The 17,218-nt window shown below is 66.7% G+C and carries 15 protein-coding genes; 7 read left to right on the forward strand and 8 right to left on the reverse strand.

Annotated elements, in window-relative coordinates:
- Both FIV34_RS04460 and FIV34_RS04465 read right to left on the reverse strand, forming a co-directional pair.
- Nucleotides 1–783 (reverse strand): ABC transporter ATP-binding protein, encoded by a 783-nt coding sequence (locus FIV34_RS04460; RefSeq protein ID WP_139980081.1) that lies wholly within the window; start codon nucleotides 781–783, stop codon nucleotides 1–3.
- Nucleotides 780–1,922 (reverse strand): MlaE family ABC transporter permease, encoded by a 1,143-nt coding sequence (locus tag FIV34_RS04465; protein WP_139980083.1) that lies wholly within the window; start codon nucleotides 1,920–1,922, stop codon nucleotides 780–782. The genes FIV34_RS04460 and FIV34_RS04465 overlap by 4 nt, the downstream gene beginning before the upstream one ends.
- 106 nt (nucleotides 1,923–2,028) lie before the next feature.
- Between FIV34_RS04465 and gcvT the strand changes: the two genes are divergently transcribed.
- The 4 genes from gcvT (at nucleotide 2,029) to FIV34_RS04485 (ending at nucleotide 6,057) form a co-directional block, all read left to right on the forward strand.
- Nucleotides 2,029–3,135 carry a glycine cleavage system aminomethyltransferase GcvT gene (gene gcvT, locus FIV34_RS04470; protein WP_139980085.1) on the forward strand — a complete coding sequence of 369 codons (1,107 nt, stop codon included), beginning with the start codon at nucleotides 2,029–2,031 and terminating at the stop codon, nucleotides 3,133–3,135.
- A gap of 113 nt (nucleotides 3,136–3,248) precedes the next feature.
- Nucleotides 3,249–3,650 (forward strand): glycine cleavage system protein GcvH, encoded by a 402-nt coding sequence (gcvH, locus tag FIV34_RS04475; protein WP_139980087.1) that lies wholly within the window; start codon nucleotides 3,249–3,251, stop codon nucleotides 3,648–3,650.
- A 434-nt stretch (nucleotides 3,651–4,084) separates the two neighbouring features.
- Nucleotides 4,085–4,747, forward strand: coding sequence for a met regulon transcriptional regulator MetJ (gene metJ / locus FIV34_RS21395; protein ID WP_139980089.1), 663 nt, complete (start codon nucleotides 4,085–4,087; stop codon nucleotides 4,745–4,747).
- Between the two features lie 299 nt (nucleotides 4,748–5,046).
- Nucleotides 5,047–6,057: an energy transducer TonB gene (locus FIV34_RS04485; RefSeq protein ID WP_246058746.1), complete on the forward strand. Its 1,011-nt coding sequence runs from the start codon at nucleotides 5,047–5,049 to the stop codon at nucleotides 6,055–6,057.
- A 52-nt stretch (nucleotides 6,058–6,109) separates the two neighbouring features.
- On the opposite strand, the gene FIV34_RS04490 is transcribed toward FIV34_RS04485, so the two are convergent.
- Nucleotides 6,110–7,441, reverse strand: coding sequence for a serine hydrolase domain-containing protein (locus FIV34_RS04490; protein WP_139980094.1), 1,332 nt, complete (start codon nucleotides 7,439–7,441; stop codon nucleotides 6,110–6,112).
- Nucleotides 7,442–7,603: 162 nt separating this feature from the next.
- On the opposite strand from FIV34_RS04490, the gene FIV34_RS04495 reads away from it, so the two are divergent.
- Nucleotides 7,604–8,878: an NTP/NDP exchange transporter gene (locus FIV34_RS04495; protein WP_342777380.1), complete on the forward strand. Its 1,275-nt coding sequence runs from the start codon at nucleotides 7,604–7,606 to the stop codon at nucleotides 8,876–8,878.
- Here the strand turns inward: FIV34_RS04495 and FIV34_RS04500 are convergent.
- The 3 genes from FIV34_RS04500 to mtgA all read right to left on the reverse strand — a co-directional run bounded on the left by FIV34_RS04500 (nucleotide 8,875) and on the right by mtgA (nucleotide 11,086).
- A complete protein-coding gene (locus FIV34_RS04500; RefSeq protein ID WP_139980096.1) occupies nucleotides 8,875–9,303 on the reverse strand; it encodes a CBS domain-containing protein in 429 nt (142 codons plus the stop codon). The two genes, FIV34_RS04495 and FIV34_RS04500, sit on opposite strands and share 4 nt — an antisense overlap.
- A 74-nt stretch (nucleotides 9,304–9,377) precedes the next feature.
- Nucleotides 9,378–10,349 (reverse strand): glycosyltransferase family 2 protein, encoded by a 972-nt coding sequence (locus FIV34_RS04505; RefSeq protein ID WP_281286827.1) that lies wholly within the window; start codon nucleotides 10,347–10,349, stop codon nucleotides 9,378–9,380.
- On the reverse strand, nucleotides 10,346–11,086 hold the full coding sequence (gene mtgA / locus FIV34_RS04510; RefSeq protein WP_139980098.1) for a monofunctional biosynthetic peptidoglycan transglycosylase: 741 nt from the start codon (nucleotides 11,084–11,086) through the stop codon (nucleotides 10,346–10,348). Before mtgA ends, FIV34_RS04505 begins: the two co-directional genes overlap by 4 nt.
- A 158-nt stretch (nucleotides 11,087–11,244) precedes the next feature.
- On the opposite strand from mtgA, the gene hslO reads away from it, so the two are divergent.
- The gene (hslO, locus tag FIV34_RS04515; RefSeq protein ID WP_139985689.1) at nucleotides 11,245–12,111 is read left to right on the forward strand and encodes an Hsp33 family molecular chaperone HslO; all 867 of its coding nucleotides are present in this window, start codon (nucleotides 11,245–11,247) and stop codon (nucleotides 12,109–12,111) included.
- 1 nt (nucleotide 12,112) lies between these two features.
- Here hslO and FIV34_RS04520 read toward each other — a convergent pair whose 3' ends face one another.
- Nucleotides 12,113–15,007, reverse strand: a complete 2,895-nt coding sequence (locus tag FIV34_RS04520) for a bifunctional diguanylate cyclase/phosphodiesterase (protein ID WP_139980100.1) — start codon at nucleotides 15,005–15,007, stop codon at nucleotides 12,113–12,115.
- Between the two features lie 262 nt (nucleotides 15,008–15,269).
- Between FIV34_RS04520 and FIV34_RS04525 the strand changes: the two genes are divergently transcribed.
- Entirely contained in the window at nucleotides 15,270–16,229 is a 960-nt protein-coding gene (locus tag FIV34_RS04525) for a hypothetical protein (protein WP_139980102.1), read from the forward strand.
- Nucleotides 16,230–16,277: 48 nt separating this feature from the next.
- On the opposite strand, the gene FIV34_RS04530 is transcribed toward FIV34_RS04525, so the two are convergent.
- Complete coding sequence (locus tag FIV34_RS04530; protein ID WP_139980104.1) at nucleotides 16,278–17,189, reverse strand: DUF4097 family beta strand repeat-containing protein; 912 nt, start codon at nucleotides 17,187–17,189, stop codon at nucleotides 16,278–16,280.
- Nucleotides 17,190–17,218 lie beyond the last annotated feature (29 nt).

Here is a 17,218-nt window from a genome sequence, read left to right on the forward strand (position 1 = left end):
TCAGTCCTTGCCTTGGCGGGCGGCGAAGGTGGCCGCGCGGCCGCGCGGTCCGTTGAAGTACGCCTGCACCCAGGGGTCGTCGGTGCGGGCCACTTCATCGATCGGGCCTACGGCCAGGACGCGGCGCTGGGACAGCACCGCCACGCGGTCGCAGGTGGAATAGAGCGTGTCCAGGTCGTGGGTGACCAGGAACACCGTGAGACCCAGCGCATCGCGCAGGGTGACGATCAGGCTGTCGAACGCGGCGGCGCTGATCGGGTCGAGGCCGGCGGTGGGTTCGTCGAGGAAAAGGATTTCCGGGTCCAGCGCCAGCGCGCGTGCCAATGCCGCACGCTTGATCATGCCGCCGGAAAGCTGCGACGGCGACTTGCGCCCCGCATCCACGGGCAGGCCGGAAAGCGCGAGCTTCACGCCGGCCAGGCGGGTGGCGTCGGCCCGGTCGAGCTTGGCGTGTTCCACCATCGGCAGGGCGACGTTCTCCGCCACGGTAAGCGACGAGAACAAGGCGCCGCTCTGGAACAGGACGCCGAAGCGACGCTCCACCAGCGAGCGCTTTTCTTCCGGCAGCGAGAGCAGGTTCTCCCCGAACACCCGCACTTCGCCGGCCACCGGCCGGACCAGGCCGATGATGGTCCGCAGCAGCACCGACTTGCCGGTACCGGAGCCGCCGACGATGCCGATGATCTCGCCACGGCGCACGTCGAGGTCGAGGTTTTCGTGCACGGTCTGGCTGCCGAAACGGTTCACCAGCCCGCGCACTTCGATCACGGTCTCGGCGGTCACCAGCCCATCTCCATATAGAAGAGGGCGGCCACGGCATCCAGGAGGATGACCACGAAGATGCACTGCACCACCGCCGAGGTGGTGTGCTCGCCGACGGACTGGGCGCTGCCGGACACCTTGAAGCCTTCCATGCAGCCGATCACCGAGATCATGAAGGCGAATACCGGCGCCTTCGCGATGCCCACCAGGAACTGACGCAGCTGCATGTCCGCCTGGAACATGGTGAGGAACATGGACGGCGACATCTTGAGTACCGCCAGGCAGACCACGCCGCCGCCGACGATGCCGGCGATCATGGCGACGAAGGTAAGCATGGGCAGCGCGATCAGCAGGGCGAGCACGCGCGGCAGCACCAGCAGTTCGATCGGGTCCAGGCCCAGGGTACGAATGGCGTCGATTTCCTCGCGCGCCTTCATCGAACCGATCTGCGCAGTGAAGGCGCTCGCGGTGCGCCCGGCCAGGAGGATGGCGGTGAGCAGCACGCCGAACTCGCGCAGGAAGGCGAAGCCGATCAGGTCCACCGTGAAGATGCTGGCGCCGTAGGCCTCCAGGGCGGTCGAGCCCAGGAAGGCGACGACGGCGCCGACCATGAAGGAGAGCAGGGCCAGGATCGGTACGGCATCGAGCCCGGTCTGCTCCAGATGGGACACCAGCGAGGTCACGCGCCAGCGGCGGGGCACGAGCGCCGTGCTGGCGAAACCCTGCAGGGTGATGCCCATGAAGCCCAGCAGCTTGAGGGTCTGCCGCCAGAACGCCGACACGGCCCGGCCGATGCGCTCCAGCATCACGACGAAGCCGGCGTCGCGCTTGCGCGGTACGCCCTTGCAGTAGGTGTCGATTGCATCCCCTACCGTCTTCAGCAGCGCGCGGCGCGGGGCGGGCAGGGCTTCGTCCTGGGCCAGCGCCTGGGTGCGCGTGCTGCCGAGCAGCTCGGCGACCACGAACGCGCCCGAGGTATCCATCGCGGCCACGTCGTGGAGGTCGATGATGACCCCGTTGCCGACGGAACCGGCCAGCTCGTTGGCCCGGGCCTGCAAGGCCACGTAGTGGGGCAGGGTCCAGTCGCCGCGCAGGACGAGACGCTCGCCGCCCGCGTCGCGGCTGAGGGTCACGGTACCTGGCAGGGAGGAAGTGGCCATGGAGCGGAAGGCTAGCAGGAACATGTTGCGGCGCGCTTGGACTTGGCGCTCGCTGCCGGGATAATGACGGGCTGCCCCCATGGCCCATCCCCCGAAAGGTAAGACGATGACCGACAAGACCGAACTCAACGCCACCCACCGCGAGCTCGGTGCCCGCATGGTCGACTTCGGTGGCTGGGACATGCCCATCGCCTACGGCTCGCAGATCGAAGAGCACCATGCGGTGCGCAACGACGCCGGCATGTTCGACGTCTCGCACATGACCGTGGTCGACCTGACCGGCCCCTCCACCCGCGAGTTCCTGCGCAAGCTGGTGGCCAACAACGTCGACAAGCTGGCCAAGCCGGGCAAGGCGCTCTACACCTGCATGCTGGACGAAACCGGCGGCGTCATCGACGACCTGATCGTCTACTTCCTGCGTGAGGATTTCTTCCGCCTGGTGGTGAACGCCGCCACCCGCGTGAAGGACCTGGCCTGGATCGAAAAGCAGGCCGCCGCCTTCGGCGTCAGCGTTCGCGAGCGCCCGGAATTCGGGATGATCGCGGTGCAGGGCCCGAACGCCCGCGAGAAGCTGATCGGCCTGCTCCCGGCGGATGTCCAGGAGAAGGCGCGCAAGCTCGGCAAGTTCGCCGCGCTGGAAACCGAAGGCCCCGATGGCATGCCGCTGTTCCTCGCCCGCACCGGCTACACCGGTGAAGACGGCTTCGAGGTGGTGGTCCCGAACACGCGCGTGGTGGAACTGTGGAAGCACCTGCACGCCGCGGGCGTCGCGCCGGCGGGCCTGGGCGCGCGTGACACCCTGCGCCTGGAAGCGGGCATGAACCTGTACGGCCAGGACATGGACGAGAGTGTGTCGCCGTGGGAAGCCGCGCTGGCCTGGACCATCTCCCTGGACGAAGGCCGCGACTTCATCGGCCGCGCCGCGCTGGAGCAGCACAAGGCCGACGGCGTGAAGCGCGTCATGGTGGGCCTGGTGATGGACGAGAAGGGCGTGCTGCGCCACGGCCAGAAGGTGCTGACCGCGAACGGCGAGGGCGAGATCCTTTCCGGCGGCTTCGCGCCGACGCTGGGCAAGTCCATCGCCTTCGCGCGCATCCCGGCGGGTGAGCCGGGCGATGTCCGCGTCGAGATCCGCGGCCGCGACATCCCGGTGCGCGTGGTGAAGTTCCCCTTCGTGCGTGACGGCAAGCCGATGGAAGGCATCGCCGGCTGATCGTCGGCGACACATACTTATATATAGGGCGAGGACGGCATGCTTCCGTGTCTCGCGTGGATGGGTACAATTACCCGGTCACCACCGCCCACTCCCTAGCGAGGCTAACCCCCATGAGCGATATCCCCGGCGATCTGCTTTTCCTTAAGTCCCACGAGTGGGTTCGCATCAACGATGACGGCACCGCCACGGTCGGCATTTCCGACCACGCACAGGAAGCGCTCGGCGACCTCGTCTATGTCGAGTTGCCGGAAGTGGGTAGCACCGTTGAAGCGGGCGAAGGCAAGGGTGTTGCCGTGGTCGAGTCCGTGAAGGCCGCGTCCGACATCTACTCCCCGCTCTCGGGCGAAGTGGTCGAGGTGAACGAGAAACTCTCGGATGCGCCGGAGACGATCAACAGCGACGCCTACGGCGACGGTTGGATCTTCAAGATCAAGTACTCCAACCTGGGCGAAAAGGACGATCTCCTTACCCCCGATGAGTACAGCGAAGTGGCCGAGAGCGACGACCACTAACGGTCGTTCGTCGTGCTTCAACCTGGTGCCGGTCGTCCTCGACCGGCATTTTTTTGTCCGCGACGCCCCTTTGGGGAAATTTTTTTTTCGCCCCCAGTCGCCTTCCGTTCATCCCCGCGAACGCCCCTCGAGACCGCTCGACGGAGCGTGGCGCGGCGACGCATCGGCGCGACGCGTCGCTAAACGCAAATCGAAAAACCGTTCACGAAATGCCTTTTTTTATGATGTTTTGTTAATGGGGTGATTGCAGTAAATCGTTTGGCGAGCAATCGGGAAAATGATTTGAGTGGGTCGATAACCCTCGCCCCGGTTATGTCCGATGGACCTCGGTCGCCGGGGGATGTGTCCGCAACGTCTTCAATTTAGAGCTAAAAATTATTGACAGCGGATTTGTTCAGGAATAGCTTTTGCGTCAATTGACGGGGAACCCGGAAATGGAAACTGATAACTTCATCCGACCGTATGTGGAGCACGGTTCAAAAGCGGGAGCGGTACGCAAGATCACGGTATCGATTCCGCTGCACATCCTCCGCCTGCTGTCTGATGAACGCACCCGCCGACAGGTCAACAATTTAAGGCACGCGACGAACAGCGATTTGCTGGTTGAAGCGTTCCTACATGCTTTTACTGGGCAACCACTGCCAACTGATGAGGAGCTGAGACGAACCATGGCCACTGCCAAGAAAGCCACTGCCAAGAAGTCGGCCGCCAAAAAGGCGACCAAGAAATCCACCGTGAAGCGCACGGCTGCCCGCAAGGCACCGGCGAAGAAGACGGCCACCCGCAAGTCGGCCGCCAAGAAGACCACCGCCCGCAAGTCGCCGGCGAAGAAGGCTGCAACCCGTAAGGTTGCGAAGAAGGCTTCGACCCGTAAGGTCGCTGCCAAGAAGGCCGTCAAGAAGGCCGTCCGCAAGGCTGCGCCGAAGAAGGCTGCAGTAAAGAAGACCGCTCGCAAGGCAGCCGTTAAGAAGGTTGCCCGCAAGGCCGCTCCGCGTAAGGCTGCTGCCAAGAAGGTAGCTGCCGCCAAGGTCGTTCGCGCGACCAAGGCCGCCAAGGCTCCGAAGGCCCCCAAGGCGCCCAAGGCTCCGAAGGCTTAAACCCAGCGTTACCTTCTAATAAGAAAGCTGTTTGCGAATTAGCTCCCCGCGGTGCCCAGCGCGGGGAGCCACTTCGAAACTTGACCCCGGCCTGTCCGGGGTTATTCATTTCCAGGGCCCGTACGTTCCTGCCCCGGAAAAGGTCCTAGGCCGGCAGACTGGATTCATGCCCGCATTGCGGTTACCTTTCCAGCCACGCGCTGCGTAGGACGGGGGGTCCTGCGCGTCAAGCCATCAGGGGGCGCGCGTTCATTCCGGAGTCCAGTCCCGCCGCCATGGATACCCGTCATCGATTCCCGATGCGCCGCCGCATGCGTGGTGCCATCAATCCCGTCACGCTCGCCGTCCTCATTATCGTGGTCGTGCTGGCTGTGGCTGCGTATTTCCTCATCATCAAGCCCTATCACGACGCCAACGAGGGCCTGGTGCAGCAGGGTGCGACCACGGCAGCCAAGCCGGGCGCATCGCGTGAGGCGCCCCCGGCGAACGTGGACGCGCTCAGCGTCGACCAGCTGCTGGCCGAGGCACGCACCGCGATGAACGACCAGCGCCTGGTGGCGCCGGCCGGTAACAACGCCTTTGAGTTCTATATGAAGGTGCTGCAGAAGCAGCCGGGCAACGCCGTCGCCGCCGATGCGCTGCGCGAGACGTTCTCCTACGGCGCGGCCGCCACCGAGCAGACGATCAACGCGCGTGACTTCAACGAAGCGCAGCGTGAAATCGACCTGCTCGCCAAGGCCGATCCGGCGAACTACACGCTGACCATCCTGCGCTCGAAGCTGGACGCGCAGCGCAAGACCCTCGACCGCGAGCAGCAGCAGGCCCAGGACGCGCAGAAGGCGCAGCTGGCCCAGCAGAACGCCGCGGCCACGGCGAAGGCGCAGGCGGAGCAGCAGGCGGCCGCCGCAGCGGCTGAGGCGCAACGCCAGCAGGCGGCGCGTGACCAGGCCGCCCGTGTCGCCCAGCAGCAGCCTGCCGCGGCCCAGCCGCAGGCACCGCGTGCCGCCGCGCCGGCACGCTCGGCCGCCGACGAGGCGATTACCGAGGCGGTGCTCGTGCGCCAGGTGAACCCGCGTTACCCGACCGCCGCCATGCGTGCGAACCAGGAAGGCTGGGTGGACGTGGAACTGACCGTGGGTGCCGACGGTGTCGTCAGCAATGTGAACGTCGTGGACGCGCAGCCCAAGCACATCTTCGATCGCTCGGCGGTCGATGCGGTGAGCAAGTGGGAGTTCAAGCCGGCGATGCGCAACGGCGAGCCCATGACGGTGACCCTGCGCCGACGGTTGCAGTTCAACCTCGGACGCTAACGAAATCGGCCCCTCGCGGGGCCGATTTTTTTTGTGCCGTTTTTCCTTGGCGTTATTTCTTCTTCTTCGCCGCCGGCTTCTTCTTTGCCGGGGCGGGCGCGGCCTTGGACTTCGTCCTGGCCTTCACCGGTGCGGCCTTGGGCGCCGGTGCGGCGTGCACGCTGCCTTCCACGCCCGCCCAGTCCACGTGCGGCAGGCCGAGCAGGTCGTCGAACACCATGGGCATCAGGCCGGCCGGGATGGGCGCAGCGGCGTTCCACATCGTCACCACGCCTGCGTGGTACTTCGGGAAGAAGCCGATCATCGTCCGGTACCCCGACACGGCGCCGGCGTGATAGACGAGGTCTTCGTTTGCGTAGGTGAAGACGCGCCAGCCCAGGGCGTAGTGCGCATCCGTCACGCGGGCACGGCGCCAGGGCTGCGAATGCTCTTCGGACGGCGTGGCCACGCCCGGGGCGTGCAGGACGTCGAGCAGCGGCGTCGGCAGCACGTCCGGCCGCCCGCCCATCTGCGCCATCAGCCACTGCTCCATGTCGCGCAGGCTGGCGTTGACGCCGGCCGCCGGCGCCACGCGGTAGTAGGCGTCGTTCGGCTCGTACGGAATCCAGTTGTGCGGGCCGCCGCGGTGCGGGCGCGCCCAGCTCTTGCTGGCTTCCAGGGCGTCGCGCCCGTAGCTGGCGTCGACCATGCCGAGCGGGGCGAAGATGCGTCGCTCCACCTGGCGAAAAAAGTAATCGCCCGTGGTGGCGTAGATCACGTCGCCGATCATGCTGAAGGCGACGTTCTGGTAGCCGTAGCAGGCGCCGACCTTGCAGGAGAGGTCTACCTCATCGAGCTTGCGCACCAGCTCCTCGTAGGGCGCGTCGGCTTCCAGCATCGCGTCGTAGGTGTTGCGCGGCAGGCCCAGGCGCTGGCCCAGGATGTCACGCACGGTGGCCTGCTGGGCCGCCTGGACGTCCTTGAGCTTGAAGTAGGGCAGGGTGTCGGTGAGCTTGGTATCCCAGTTCAGGAAGCCATCGCGCACGAGCACGGCGGTGACGCCGGTGGCGAACGCCTTGGACAGCGAGGCCAGGCGGAAGACCGTGTCGGGCGTCGCCGCTTCCTTCGTCTTCGCGTTGGCGTAGCCGATGGCGCGCTCGTACACCACCTTGTCGTCCACGATGATCGCGGTGACGATCGCGGGGGCGGCGTCGCGCGCCTCGGCGGCATCCAGCCAGCGCTTGTAGTCCTCCACCGTCTGCTTCACCCGCTCCGCGGGGAGCTTCGCGGCTTCCGGGTCCACGTGGACCACGGGCGGTTTCGGCGGCGGCGCCGCGTAGGCGAGCGGGGCGGAGAGGGCGGCGGCAAGGGCGCACGCGAGCAGGGAGGTGAGACGGAACGGCATGCTGATCTCGCGGCTTGGTGAATCGTACTGCGGGCAACTTCCCTGTCATTGTCGTGTACTTGCCCGGCATCCACAACGCGGGCGTGCGGCCCGCAAGAACAGCGGGTTTGCCGGAAAAGCCGTGCTAGGCTTTACGTGCCTCCACCGGAAATGCCGGCCAACGTGAACGCACGCCGACCCGCCATGGGTGAAGGCCTGACCCTCGCCCTTTCGGTCATCGCCTTTTTCTTCGTGATGACCTCGTACTACGTCCTCCGGCCCGTTCGCGACCAGCTCGTGGGCGCGGCGGGCTCGTCGTCCCTGCCTGGCTTCTACGCCATCGTCTTCGGCGTGATGCTGGGGCTGACCCCCGTGTTCGGCTGGCTCGTCGCGCGCTTCCCCCGCAAGCGCCTCATCGGCGTCAGCTATCTGTTTTTCATCGCCTGCCTGGTCGGCTTCGTGCCGGCGTTCGTCGCCCAGGACCGGATCGGGGCGGTGGCGCTGGGCACGGTGTTTTTCGTCTGGGTCAGCGTGTTCAACCTGTTCGTGGTCTCGCTGTTCTGGAGCTTCATGGCGGACATCTACCAGAGCCGGCAGGCCCGCCTGGTGTTTCCGTTCATCGCCTTCGGCGGCATGGGTGGCGCCCTGCTGGGGCCGCTGGTGACGCGCCTGCTCGTGCAGCGCGTCGGTGTCCCGTCGATGCTGGTGATTTCCGCGGTGGGCCTGCTGCTGGCGCTGGGCGCGTTGCTGGCGCTGTCTGCGCGGCCCGGGGACAACGCCGCGTCCTCGGGGGAGCCCGTGGGCGGCTCCATCCTTGAGGGCGCCAAGTCAGCCTTCTCACAGCCCTTCCTGCGCTACATGACGGTGCTGATGCTGCTCAGCGACGGCATCGCCACCCTGGCGTACGCGCTGGTGGCGGATTACGCCAAGCTGCACTTCCTCGATAACGCCGCGCGTACCGCGTTCTATGCCGACCTCGACCTGTGGGTGAACGGCATCGGCGCCGCGTTGCAGCTCACCCTGACGCCGCTGATCCTGCGTGGCCTGGGCGCGGTATGGGCCATGGTGTTGCCCACCCTGGCCAATTTCGTGCTGCTGGCCCTGCTGGCGTACTTCGGGCCGGTGGATTTCTCCCTCGTCGGCCACGCCGTCCCGCTGATCGCGCTGGTGATGATCGGCAGCCGCAGCATGACCTACGGGATGACCAAGCCCGCCTCGGATTCGCTGTATACGCGGATACCTCGCGAGGCGCGCTACAAGGGCAAGAACTTCATCGAAACCGCCGTGTGGCGCTTCGGCGACCTGGTGGTCACGACCTCGCTCAGCGCCGCGAAAGGTGCGGGCGTAGGCATCGCCACCATCGGCCTGGTCTGTGCGGGCCTGGCCGCGGTGGCGACCGAGGTGGCGCGTCGCGCCGCCACCTCGCCAGACCTGCTGCCGGAACAGCGCGACGACTAGCTCGTGATGTAGGTTTCGAGCTGGTTGATGGTTTCCCGCTGCTCGGAGATCGTGGCTTTCACCAGGTCACCGATGGAGACCACGCCGACCACCCGGCCGCCGTCCAGCACCGGCAGGTGGCGGAGCCGCCCGTCGGTGCACAGCCGCATGCACTCATCGACCGTCGCATCGGTGGCGACGGTGACGAGGCTCACCGTCATGATGTCGGCGACGGGCGTGTCACGCGACGAGCGATCCTTCAGGATCACCTTTCGTGCGTAGTCGCGTTCGGAAATGATGCCGACCAGTTCGCTGCCTTTCATGACCACCAGTGCGCCGACGTTCTTCTCGGCCATCTGCTGCACCGCCTCGTAGACGGAGGCATCGGGTGCCACGGCATATACGTCCTTGCCCTTCGCTCCCAGGAGATGCTTGACCTGCTGCATGCTCGACTCCCTGGCTGGACGCGGCGCGCATCGCCGCTGCGTACGAGTTTACGCCGGCCGGGGGCGGATGGGGGTCACGGCTCAGTGAAGGGGCGCGTTGCGCCGCGGCGGTCCTCGACGAAATACAGGGGGCGCCGCTTGGTCTCGGCGTACGTACGCCCGACGTACTCGCCGATGACGCCCAGGCCCATGAGTTGTGCGCCGCCCATGAACAGGATCACGACGAGCAGGGTGGGATAGCCGCGTACCGGATCGCCCCACACGGCTACCTTCAGGATCACCCACAGGCCGTACAGGAAGGCGAGCGACGCGGCGGAAAGGCCGAGCCAGGTGGCCACGCGCAGCGGCGCCACCGAAAACGACGTGATGCCTTCAATGGCGAGGTTGGTGAGGCGCCAGTAGTTCCACTTGGTGTCGCCGGCCAGGCGCGCATCGCGCTGGTAGCGCAGCGATACCTGGCGGTAGCCGATCCACGCGAACAGCCCCTTCATGAAGCGCTGGCGCTCGCGCAGTTCGCGCAGGGCGGCCACGGCGCGGCGCGAGAGCACGCGGAAATCGCCGGTGTCACGCGGCATCGGGTTGTCCGACACGCGCTCCATGACGCGATAGAACGCCGCGGACGTGAATTTCTTGAAACGGGTCTCGCCGGCGCGGTCGGCGCGGGTGGCGTACACCACGTCGTTGCCTTCGCGCAGGCGCGCGACCAGCTCGGGAATCAGCTCGGGCGGGTCCTGCAGGTCCGCATCGATCAGCACGACCGCGTCGGCATCGGCGGCGTCGAGGCCGGCCGTCATCGCGGCTTCCTTGCCGAAGTTGCGCGACAGCCGCAGGCCGGCCACGCGGGCATCCGCCTGGGCCAGCCGGTCGATGATCTGCCACGTATCGTCGGCGCTGCCGTCGTCCACGTAGATCACCGTTGCCCCGGCGTCCATGGTGTCCATGGTGTCCAGGACGGCGCCAAGCCGTGCATGGAAGCGTTCCAGCACCTCGGTTTCGTTATAGGCGGGGACGATGACGGCGAGCGAATAGGGCATGGCGGTACTCATCGGACGCGGCCTCGGGCGGGCGCGGGGCGGGTGAGGTAGGCGGGGCCGCCGAGCTGGCCCATCTGCTGCGCAATCCACGCGGTGCGGCGCTGCACATAGGCGCTGGGCGCATCGACGCGGAAACGCCGCGGGTTGGGCAGCACGGCGGCCAGGCGGGCCGCCTGGGTGACGCCAAGGCGCGACGGCGGCACGTGGAAGAAGGTATCGCTGGCCGCGCCGACGCCGTAGACACCGTCGCCGAGCTCGACGGTGTTCATGTACACCTCGAGGATGCGCTGCTTCGGCCAGAGCGCCTCGATCAGCACCGTGAAATACGCTTCAAGGCCCTTGCGGACGAAACTGCGGCCATTCCACAGGAAGAGGTTCTTCGCGGTCTGCTGGCTGATCGTGCTCGCGCCGCGCAGGCGCTTGCCCTCGTCCGCCGCGTCGATCGCGTCCTGGATCGCGTCAACATCGAAACCATGGTGGTAGGGGAATTTCTGATCTTCCCCGGCCACCATGGCGATGCCGACCTGGGGCGATATCTCGTCCCACGGCACCCAGCGATGGCGCAGCGTGAAATCCTTTTCGCCGGTGACGACGGCTTCCACATGGCGCTCCATCATGAAGGCGCTGGTCCACGGCGGCACGAAGCGCAGCACGAGCACCACGAGCACGGAGAGGGCCAGCCACGCCACGGCCAGGATGGCGACGAGGCGGACGATGCGGCGGGGCAGCGAGCGGGGCGTCGGGGGCATGGGGGCGCGATGACAAAGGATGGCGCAGTATAAGGGCCAATGGCGCCGGGCTTGTCGCCCCGCGGCGCTGCCCCCATCTTTCGTCGGATCACCAGGAGACCACTGTGACCGATTCCTTAGTCGAAACCCTCGTTGCCGACGACGTACTGCACCGCTTCATGCTGGAAAAAGCCGGCGTGCGCGGCGTGCTCGTGCGCCTGGGCCACAGCTGGCAGGACATCGCTTCGCGCGTCGAATACCCGGAGGCCCTGAGAAATACCCTCGGCCAGGCCGTGGCGGCCAGTGCGATGCTCACCGGCAACATCAAGTTCGAAGGCTCGCTCTCGCTGGAATTCAAGAGCGAAGGCGCCGTGCGCCTGCTCTTCGCCGAATGCACCGACCAGGGCCGCGTGCGCGGGCTGGCCCGTTTCGACGCGGACGCCGTCGGCAGCAAGGTGGACCTGGGCGCGCTCGACGAGGCCGTGCTGGCGATTACCGTGGGCCATGTCGAGAAGGGGCGCTACCAGAGCGCGGTGGACCTCGACGGCAGCATGTCGATCAGCAAGGGCCTGGAGGGTTACTTCGAGCGCTCCGAGCAGCTGCCGGCACGCATCCTGCTGGCTGCGAACGGTACGCACGCGGTGGGCCTGATGCTGCAGGCCATCCCCGGTGAAGGCGGCCACAGCGCGGCCGAGGCCGACGATGACGCGTGGAACCGGGTGGGCATGCTCACGGAAACGCTGAGCGACACCGAGATGCTGGCCACGTCGCCGGAGGAGCTGCTGTACCGCCTGTACCACGAGGAATCGGTGCGCCTTTATGACCCGCGCCCACTGGCGTTCGGCTGCACCTGCTCGCGTGAACGCGTCGAGGGCATGCTGCGGGCGCTGGGCCGCGAGGAAGTGGAAGCGGCGCTGGAAGACCGCGCGGGCGAGATCGAGGTGATCTGCGAGTTCTGCGCCACGCGCTACACGTTCGACCGCGTGGACGCGGAGCAGGCGCTGGCCGGGCCGGATACCCCGCCCGCGCCCAGCACCTTGCAGTAACTCACGCGTCCAGCGAAAGCGGTGCGCCGAGCCACTTGCTGGCCGGCGCCGGCTGGGCAAACAGGAAGCCCTGGCCGAAGCGGCAGCCGATGCGGCGCAGGGCGCGCATCTGCGACTCGGTTTCGATGCCTTCCGCGATCACCTGCATGCGCAGCGAGTTGGCCAGCGCCTGGATCGCGCGCACCACCGCCGTGCTGTGCCCTTCGCTTTCCTCGGCCGGCAGCTCGATGATGAACGAGCGGTCGATCTTCAGCGTCTCGATCGGGTACTGGTGCAGGTAGCTCAGCGACGAGTAGCCGGTGCCGAAGTCATCCAGCGCCACGCCCACGCCATGGTGGCGGAGGTTTTCGAGGATCCGCTTCACCTGCGCCGGGTTCTCGAGCAGCGCACGCTCGGTGACTTCCACGCGGATGCAGCGCGCGGGCACTTCGTGTTCGGCGAACAGGTCCAGCAGGCGCTGGTCCAGGTCCGGTGAGCGGAAATGGCTGCCCGAGACGTTGATGCTGATAAAGCCTTCGTCGCGCGTCAGCGCGCGAGCCTGGCGGGCCACCTGTTCGAAGATCTGCCAGTCGATGGCTTCGGCGCAGCCGGTGTCCTCGGCCACGACCAGGAATTCGGCCGGCGGGAGCAGGCCGCGTTCCGGATGGCGCCAGCGCAGCAGGGCTTCGTAGCCGACCACGCGCAGGTCTTCCAGGTCCACGATGGGCTGGAAGAACGGTACGAATTCGTTGCGCGCAATGGCGCGGCGCAGGTCGCCTTCCAGCTCCAGCAGGAGCAGGGCTTCGCGGCGCAGGCGGTCATCGAACACCGCGGCGCGATGCCGGCCTTCGGCCTTGGCCCGGTACATGGCCGAATCCGCATCACGCAGCAGTTCCTCCGGCCGGGTGTAATCGAGCGTCGGCAACGCGATACCGATGGAGGCGGAGGTGAAGATTTCCTTCGCGCCCAGGCGGAACGGGGTTTGCAACTGCGCGATGATGCGCTCGGCAATGTGCGTCGCCGCCTGCGGGTCCGTGATGCCTTCGACCAGCACGGCGAATTCGTCGCCGCCAAGGCGGGCCACGACGTCGCGGGTCTTCAGGCAGGCGCGCACGCGGCCGCCGACCTGGAACAGCAGGTCGTCGCCGACCAGGTGGCCGACGGAATCGTTGATCACCTTGAAGCGGTCGAGGTCGATGAACAGCACCGCGAAGAGGTCCGTGGGGCTCTCGCGATAGTGGTTCAACGCCTGCTCGAGGCGCTGCAGCAGCAGCGTGCGGTTAGGCAGGCCGGTGAGCGAATCGTGCAGCGTTTCGTACTTCAGGCGGCGCTCGACGCGCTCGCGTTCGGCGATCTGTTCACGCAGGTCGCGGTTGGCCAGGGCCAGCGCGCGCGTGCGTTCGGTCACCCGGCGCTCCAGGCTCGCATAGGCCTGTTTCAGCGACTCGGTGGTGTATTTGCGCTGCAACGCGTTGGCGATGTGGTAGCTCACGAAGGTGAGCAGTTCCTGGTCGCGCGCGCTGTACGTGTGTTCCGGCGTGTAGCTCTGCACCGCCAGGACGCCCATCGATTTCTCGTTCCAGATCAGCGGCACGCCCAGCCAGTGCAGGGAACGTGCGCCGCTGGTGGAGAGCACCTGGTCGCGGTTGAGCCGGTCGATTTCCTCGCGGTCGGCAAGGAGGGCCTTGCCATTGCGCAGCACGTACTCGGTGAGGCCGCGGCCGAGCTCGCGCGGTTCGCGCACGCCGTCCAGTTCGTCCACCGAATACGGGAAGGTAAGCTTGTTCTGGTCTTCGGTTAGCAGCGCGATATAGAAATTGCGCGCGTAGAGCAGGCCGCCGATGACGCGATGCACGGCGGCGTAGAAATTTTCGATGCTGTCGGACGTGTTGGCCAGTTCGGCGATGCGGAACAGCGCGGCCTGCAGGCGCTCGCCACGCTGACGCTGCAATACCTGCTGGCGCAGCACGCGGTTGGCTTCGCGCAACGCGGCGGTACGCGTGGTGACGCGGCGCTCGAGTTCCTCGTGCGCCTGGCGGCGTTCCAGAGCGGTCTGCACGTGCTGCGCCACGTAGGTCAGCAGTTCGCGATCGTTCTGGGTGTAGCGGGTGTCCGGACGGTAGCTCTGCACCACCAGCGCGCCCACCATGTCGTCGCCGCGCTTCATGGGCACGCCGAGCCAGTCGTCGCTGGGCGGGCCAATCGGCACGCGTGGGCCAGGCAGGTTCTTTTCGAGATCCGAACTGGCACCCATCATCGACTTGCCGCTCTTGAGCACATGCCAGGTCAGCGTGTTCTCAATGGCCTCGATGGGGCGGATGCCTTCCGGGTCCGGGATGTCCGGATCCACCGAATCGACGAAGTACGGGAAGCGCACCGTGCGGTTCTGTGCGTCGTACAGCACGATGAAGAAGTTCTCGGCGTACATGAGGCTGCCCACGATGGCGTGGAGCGCGCTCATCATGTCATTCATGTTGTGCTCGGCGCCGGCCTGCTCGGCAATGGCGTAGAGCGCACGCTGCAGCCGTTCGGCCAGCGCGAGGCGCGAGATCGCCTCGTAAAGGTTGGCGGTTTCAGCGAGCTGGCGCAGGCGCGCCGAGGCCAGCCGGGTCAGCCATCCGGTCATGTCCGCCCACGGCGCGGCGTCCTGCTCCGTGGTGTGCAGTTCCAGGATGCGCTCGGTCTGCGGGTCGTTGCCCAGCTCCACCACATGGCCGGCATGCGTCGGCTCGGCCAGGGCCTCGCGCCACGTGATGCGCGCCTCAGGCAGCAGGCAACGGGCGAAAGCCTCGCATTCGTTGCGAACGCTTTCGGCGTCGGCCGCCCTCAGCAGGCGCTCCACGGCATCGTGCAGCGTCTCGATCGGATACTGACCGGGTGCCTGCAACGCGGGGCTTTGGGATGGAGCGATGGTCATCGCCTGCATGGTTTCCGGTCGTGGTCGGTTCAGTCTATCTGCGTTCAAGCCGAGGTGCGACGGCCGCCCGCCACCGGTCTCATGCCGGCTGCGCCTGTGGTCGCTGGACCTCCCCCTACGGTCATAAACGGCAGGTAATCTTTTTTCTTAAGGTGGCCCCGCTGGGGTGTTAGTAAAAAGTAAAATGGGGTATGCTCGGCACATCCCGCCAGGGCTGGTGCGGGGGACGGGGAAAGCCAGCCACCTGACGATAACGGTCACCATGCGTAAGTCCTTACTCACCACGCTTTTGCTTATGCCGCTTGCAGCGGCCGGGCAGGTTGTGCCGGTGGGTGCGGATATGTCGCCGGCCCGCCTGCTGGCGGCGCCCGCCGAAGGTGACGGTGGCCAGAGTTCCGTGCCGCTGTGGCGTACCGAAGATGGCCGCACGCTGTCGGCCACCGCCGACGACCGTGCCGATCCCACCCGTGCCCTGGCCGTCCGGCCGGTGCAGTCGGGCCCGTTCCTCTCCAGTGGCCTGCAGTATGACCTCGGTCCGCGCGTTTCCGCGCACGCCAACGTCAGCGGCCAGTCCTGGATCAATTCGGCTGAATCGTGTGGTTCGGCTTCGGCGGCCGCCGTCAGTGGCGATCGTTGCAACACCCCCGGTGCGCCGCCGCGCATCGTCGGCAGTGAAGTAGGCGCCACCTACCGTGGTTCGGGCTACAGCCTGGGCATCGGCGTGGGTTCGTCGCGTCCGACCGGTTCGGGTGCGGCGCTGCCGCGCGTGCTGCCGGGCCTGACGACGGCCTCCGGCCTGCCGTACAGCGCACTGTCCTCCAGCACCGAACTGAACGCGCATGGCCGCCTCGACCTGGGTGCCCGCAGCGGCATCGACCTGGGTGCCAGCGTCGGCCGGGTCCGCCTGCAGCCGGGCAACCTGCTGGGGATCGGTGCGGTGGATCAGAAGTCCCTTAGCCTGGGTGTTGATCGCGGTCCGCTGTACGGTGCGATCACGGGTCGCAGCATGCAGCCGGAAGCCGGCGCGGTGAACGCACTCAATGGCGACCGTCGCTGGAACGCCATCGACCTGGGCGTCACCTGGCGCCTGCCGTGGCGTGGCGAGCTTTCCGTCGGCGCACAGAACGTGTGGTCGTCGGGCACGGGCCCCTCCGGTGGGCCGAGCATCCCCGAGCCGGATCAGTCGCGTACGCCGTACGTGCAGTACCACCAGGATCTGTAAAAAAAAGGCCGCGACATTCGCGGCCTTTTTTGTTCCCGGAGGGACGGCCTAGTTGCCGCCGCGCCGGATCTTCACGTCGCCGCTGAACGCTTCCACGTGGATGTGGCCGCTGCCACTGCCGATGGTGGTCTTCAGTTCCTTGCCCGGGCCGTCATCACCCTTGGTCGGGCTGCCGAAGTCAGTGCGCAGGTCGCCGCTGAAGGTGGATGCTTCCAGGCGGGCCGAGGTGTCGGCCGGCAGGCCGAGTTCCACGTCGCCGCTCATCGAATCCACGGTGAGCTTGCCGTCGCCGGTGATGCCGCCACGGATCTGCGTATCGCCGGACACGGTGCTGAAGTTCGCTTCCTTCCACGGGCCGCCACCGATGGTCATGCGGCCCGACACCGTCTGCGCTTCCACCCGGTCACGGATGGTCGGCGCGGTGATATCACCGGAGACGGTCTGCAGGTCGGCCTTGCCGGCGCTGCCAGCCAGGTCGATGGTACCGCTCACCGTTTGCATGCTGACTTCCGGGGCGCGGACATTGGCGCGGATGCGGCCGCTGACCGAATCCACCTCCACCTTGCCGCCGTCCAGGCCGTCGATGCTCACCGGCGCGCTCACCACGTTGACCTCGACCTTGACCGTCTTCGGCACGCGGACGTTGAGCACCGTGGGCTGCATGCGGGTGTCGTTGTTCCAGTTACCGAACCAGCCGTTCTTGCCGCCACCGGCTTCGACATGGATGTCGACGTTGTCGGCATCGCCGTCGAGTTCGAGCGGCTTCACGCCGTCGCCGAGGGTGCCGGTGACCTGTACCTGGTTCTTGTCCCAGGCCGTGACCGTGACTTCACCCTTGGTGTTGTCGATGGTGATCTTTGCCGTGGGCCGGATGTCTTTCGACAGGTTGATCGGTGTCGAGGCGTACGCCTGACCGATCGACAGCGCCAGCAGCAGGGGGGTGACATAGAGCGTTTTCATGGGGATGGATCCTGGCGGTTGTCGCGGTT

This window comes from Luteibacter pinisoli, from assembly GCF_006385595.1.
GTDB lineage: Bacteria > Pseudomonadota > Gammaproteobacteria > Xanthomonadales > Rhodanobacteraceae > Luteibacter > Luteibacter pinisoli.

Excerpts from the sequence above, each read along its gene's own strand:
- hslO (WP_139985689.1), top strand. The coding sequence starts at position 11,245 with ATGCTGGAAAAAGCCGGCGTGCGCGGCGTGCTCGTGCGCCTGGGCCAC.
- FIV34_RS04490 (WP_139980094.1), bottom strand. The coding sequence starts at position 7,441 with ATGCCGTTCCGTCTCACCTCCCTGCTCGCGTGCGCCCTTGCCGCCGCC.
- gcvT (WP_139980085.1), top strand. The coding sequence starts at position 2,029 with ATGACCGACAAGACCGAACTCAACGCCACCCACCGCGAGCTCGGTGCC.
- FIV34_RS04500 (WP_139980096.1), bottom strand. The coding sequence starts at position 9,303 with ATGCAGCAGGTCAAGCATCTCCTGGGAGCGAAGGGCAAGGACGTATAT.
- metJ (WP_139980089.1), top strand. The coding sequence starts at position 4,085 with ATGGAAACTGATAACTTCATCCGACCGTATGTGGAGCACGGTTCAAAA.
- FIV34_RS04485 (WP_246058746.1), top strand. The coding sequence starts at position 5,047 with ATGCGCCGCCGCATGCGTGGTGCCATCAATCCCGTCACGCTCGCCGTC.
- gcvH (WP_139980087.1), top strand. The coding sequence starts at position 3,249 with ATGAGCGATATCCCCGGCGATCTGCTTTTCCTTAAGTCCCACGAGTGG.
- FIV34_RS04525 (WP_139980102.1), top strand. The coding sequence starts at position 15,270 with ATGCGTAAGTCCTTACTCACCACGCTTTTGCTTATGCCGCTTGCAGCG.
- FIV34_RS04530 (WP_139980104.1), bottom strand. The coding sequence starts at position 17,189 with ATGAAAACGCTCTATGTCACCCCCCTGCTGCTGGCGCTGTCGATCGGT.
- FIV34_RS04520 (WP_139980100.1), bottom strand. The coding sequence starts at position 15,007 with ATGACCATCGCTCCATCCCAAAGCCCCGCGTTGCAGGCACCCGGTCAG.
- mtgA (WP_139980098.1), bottom strand. The coding sequence starts at position 11,086 with ATGCCCCCGACGCCCCGCTCGCTGCCCCGCCGCATCGTCCGCCTCGTC.
- FIV34_RS04505 (WP_281286827.1), bottom strand. The coding sequence starts at position 10,349 with ATGAGTACCGCCATGCCCTATTCGCTCGCCGTCATCGTCCCCGCCTAT.
- FIV34_RS04465 (WP_139980083.1), bottom strand. The coding sequence starts at position 1,922 with ATGGCCACTTCCTCCCTGCCAGGTACCGTGACCCTCAGCCGCGACGCG.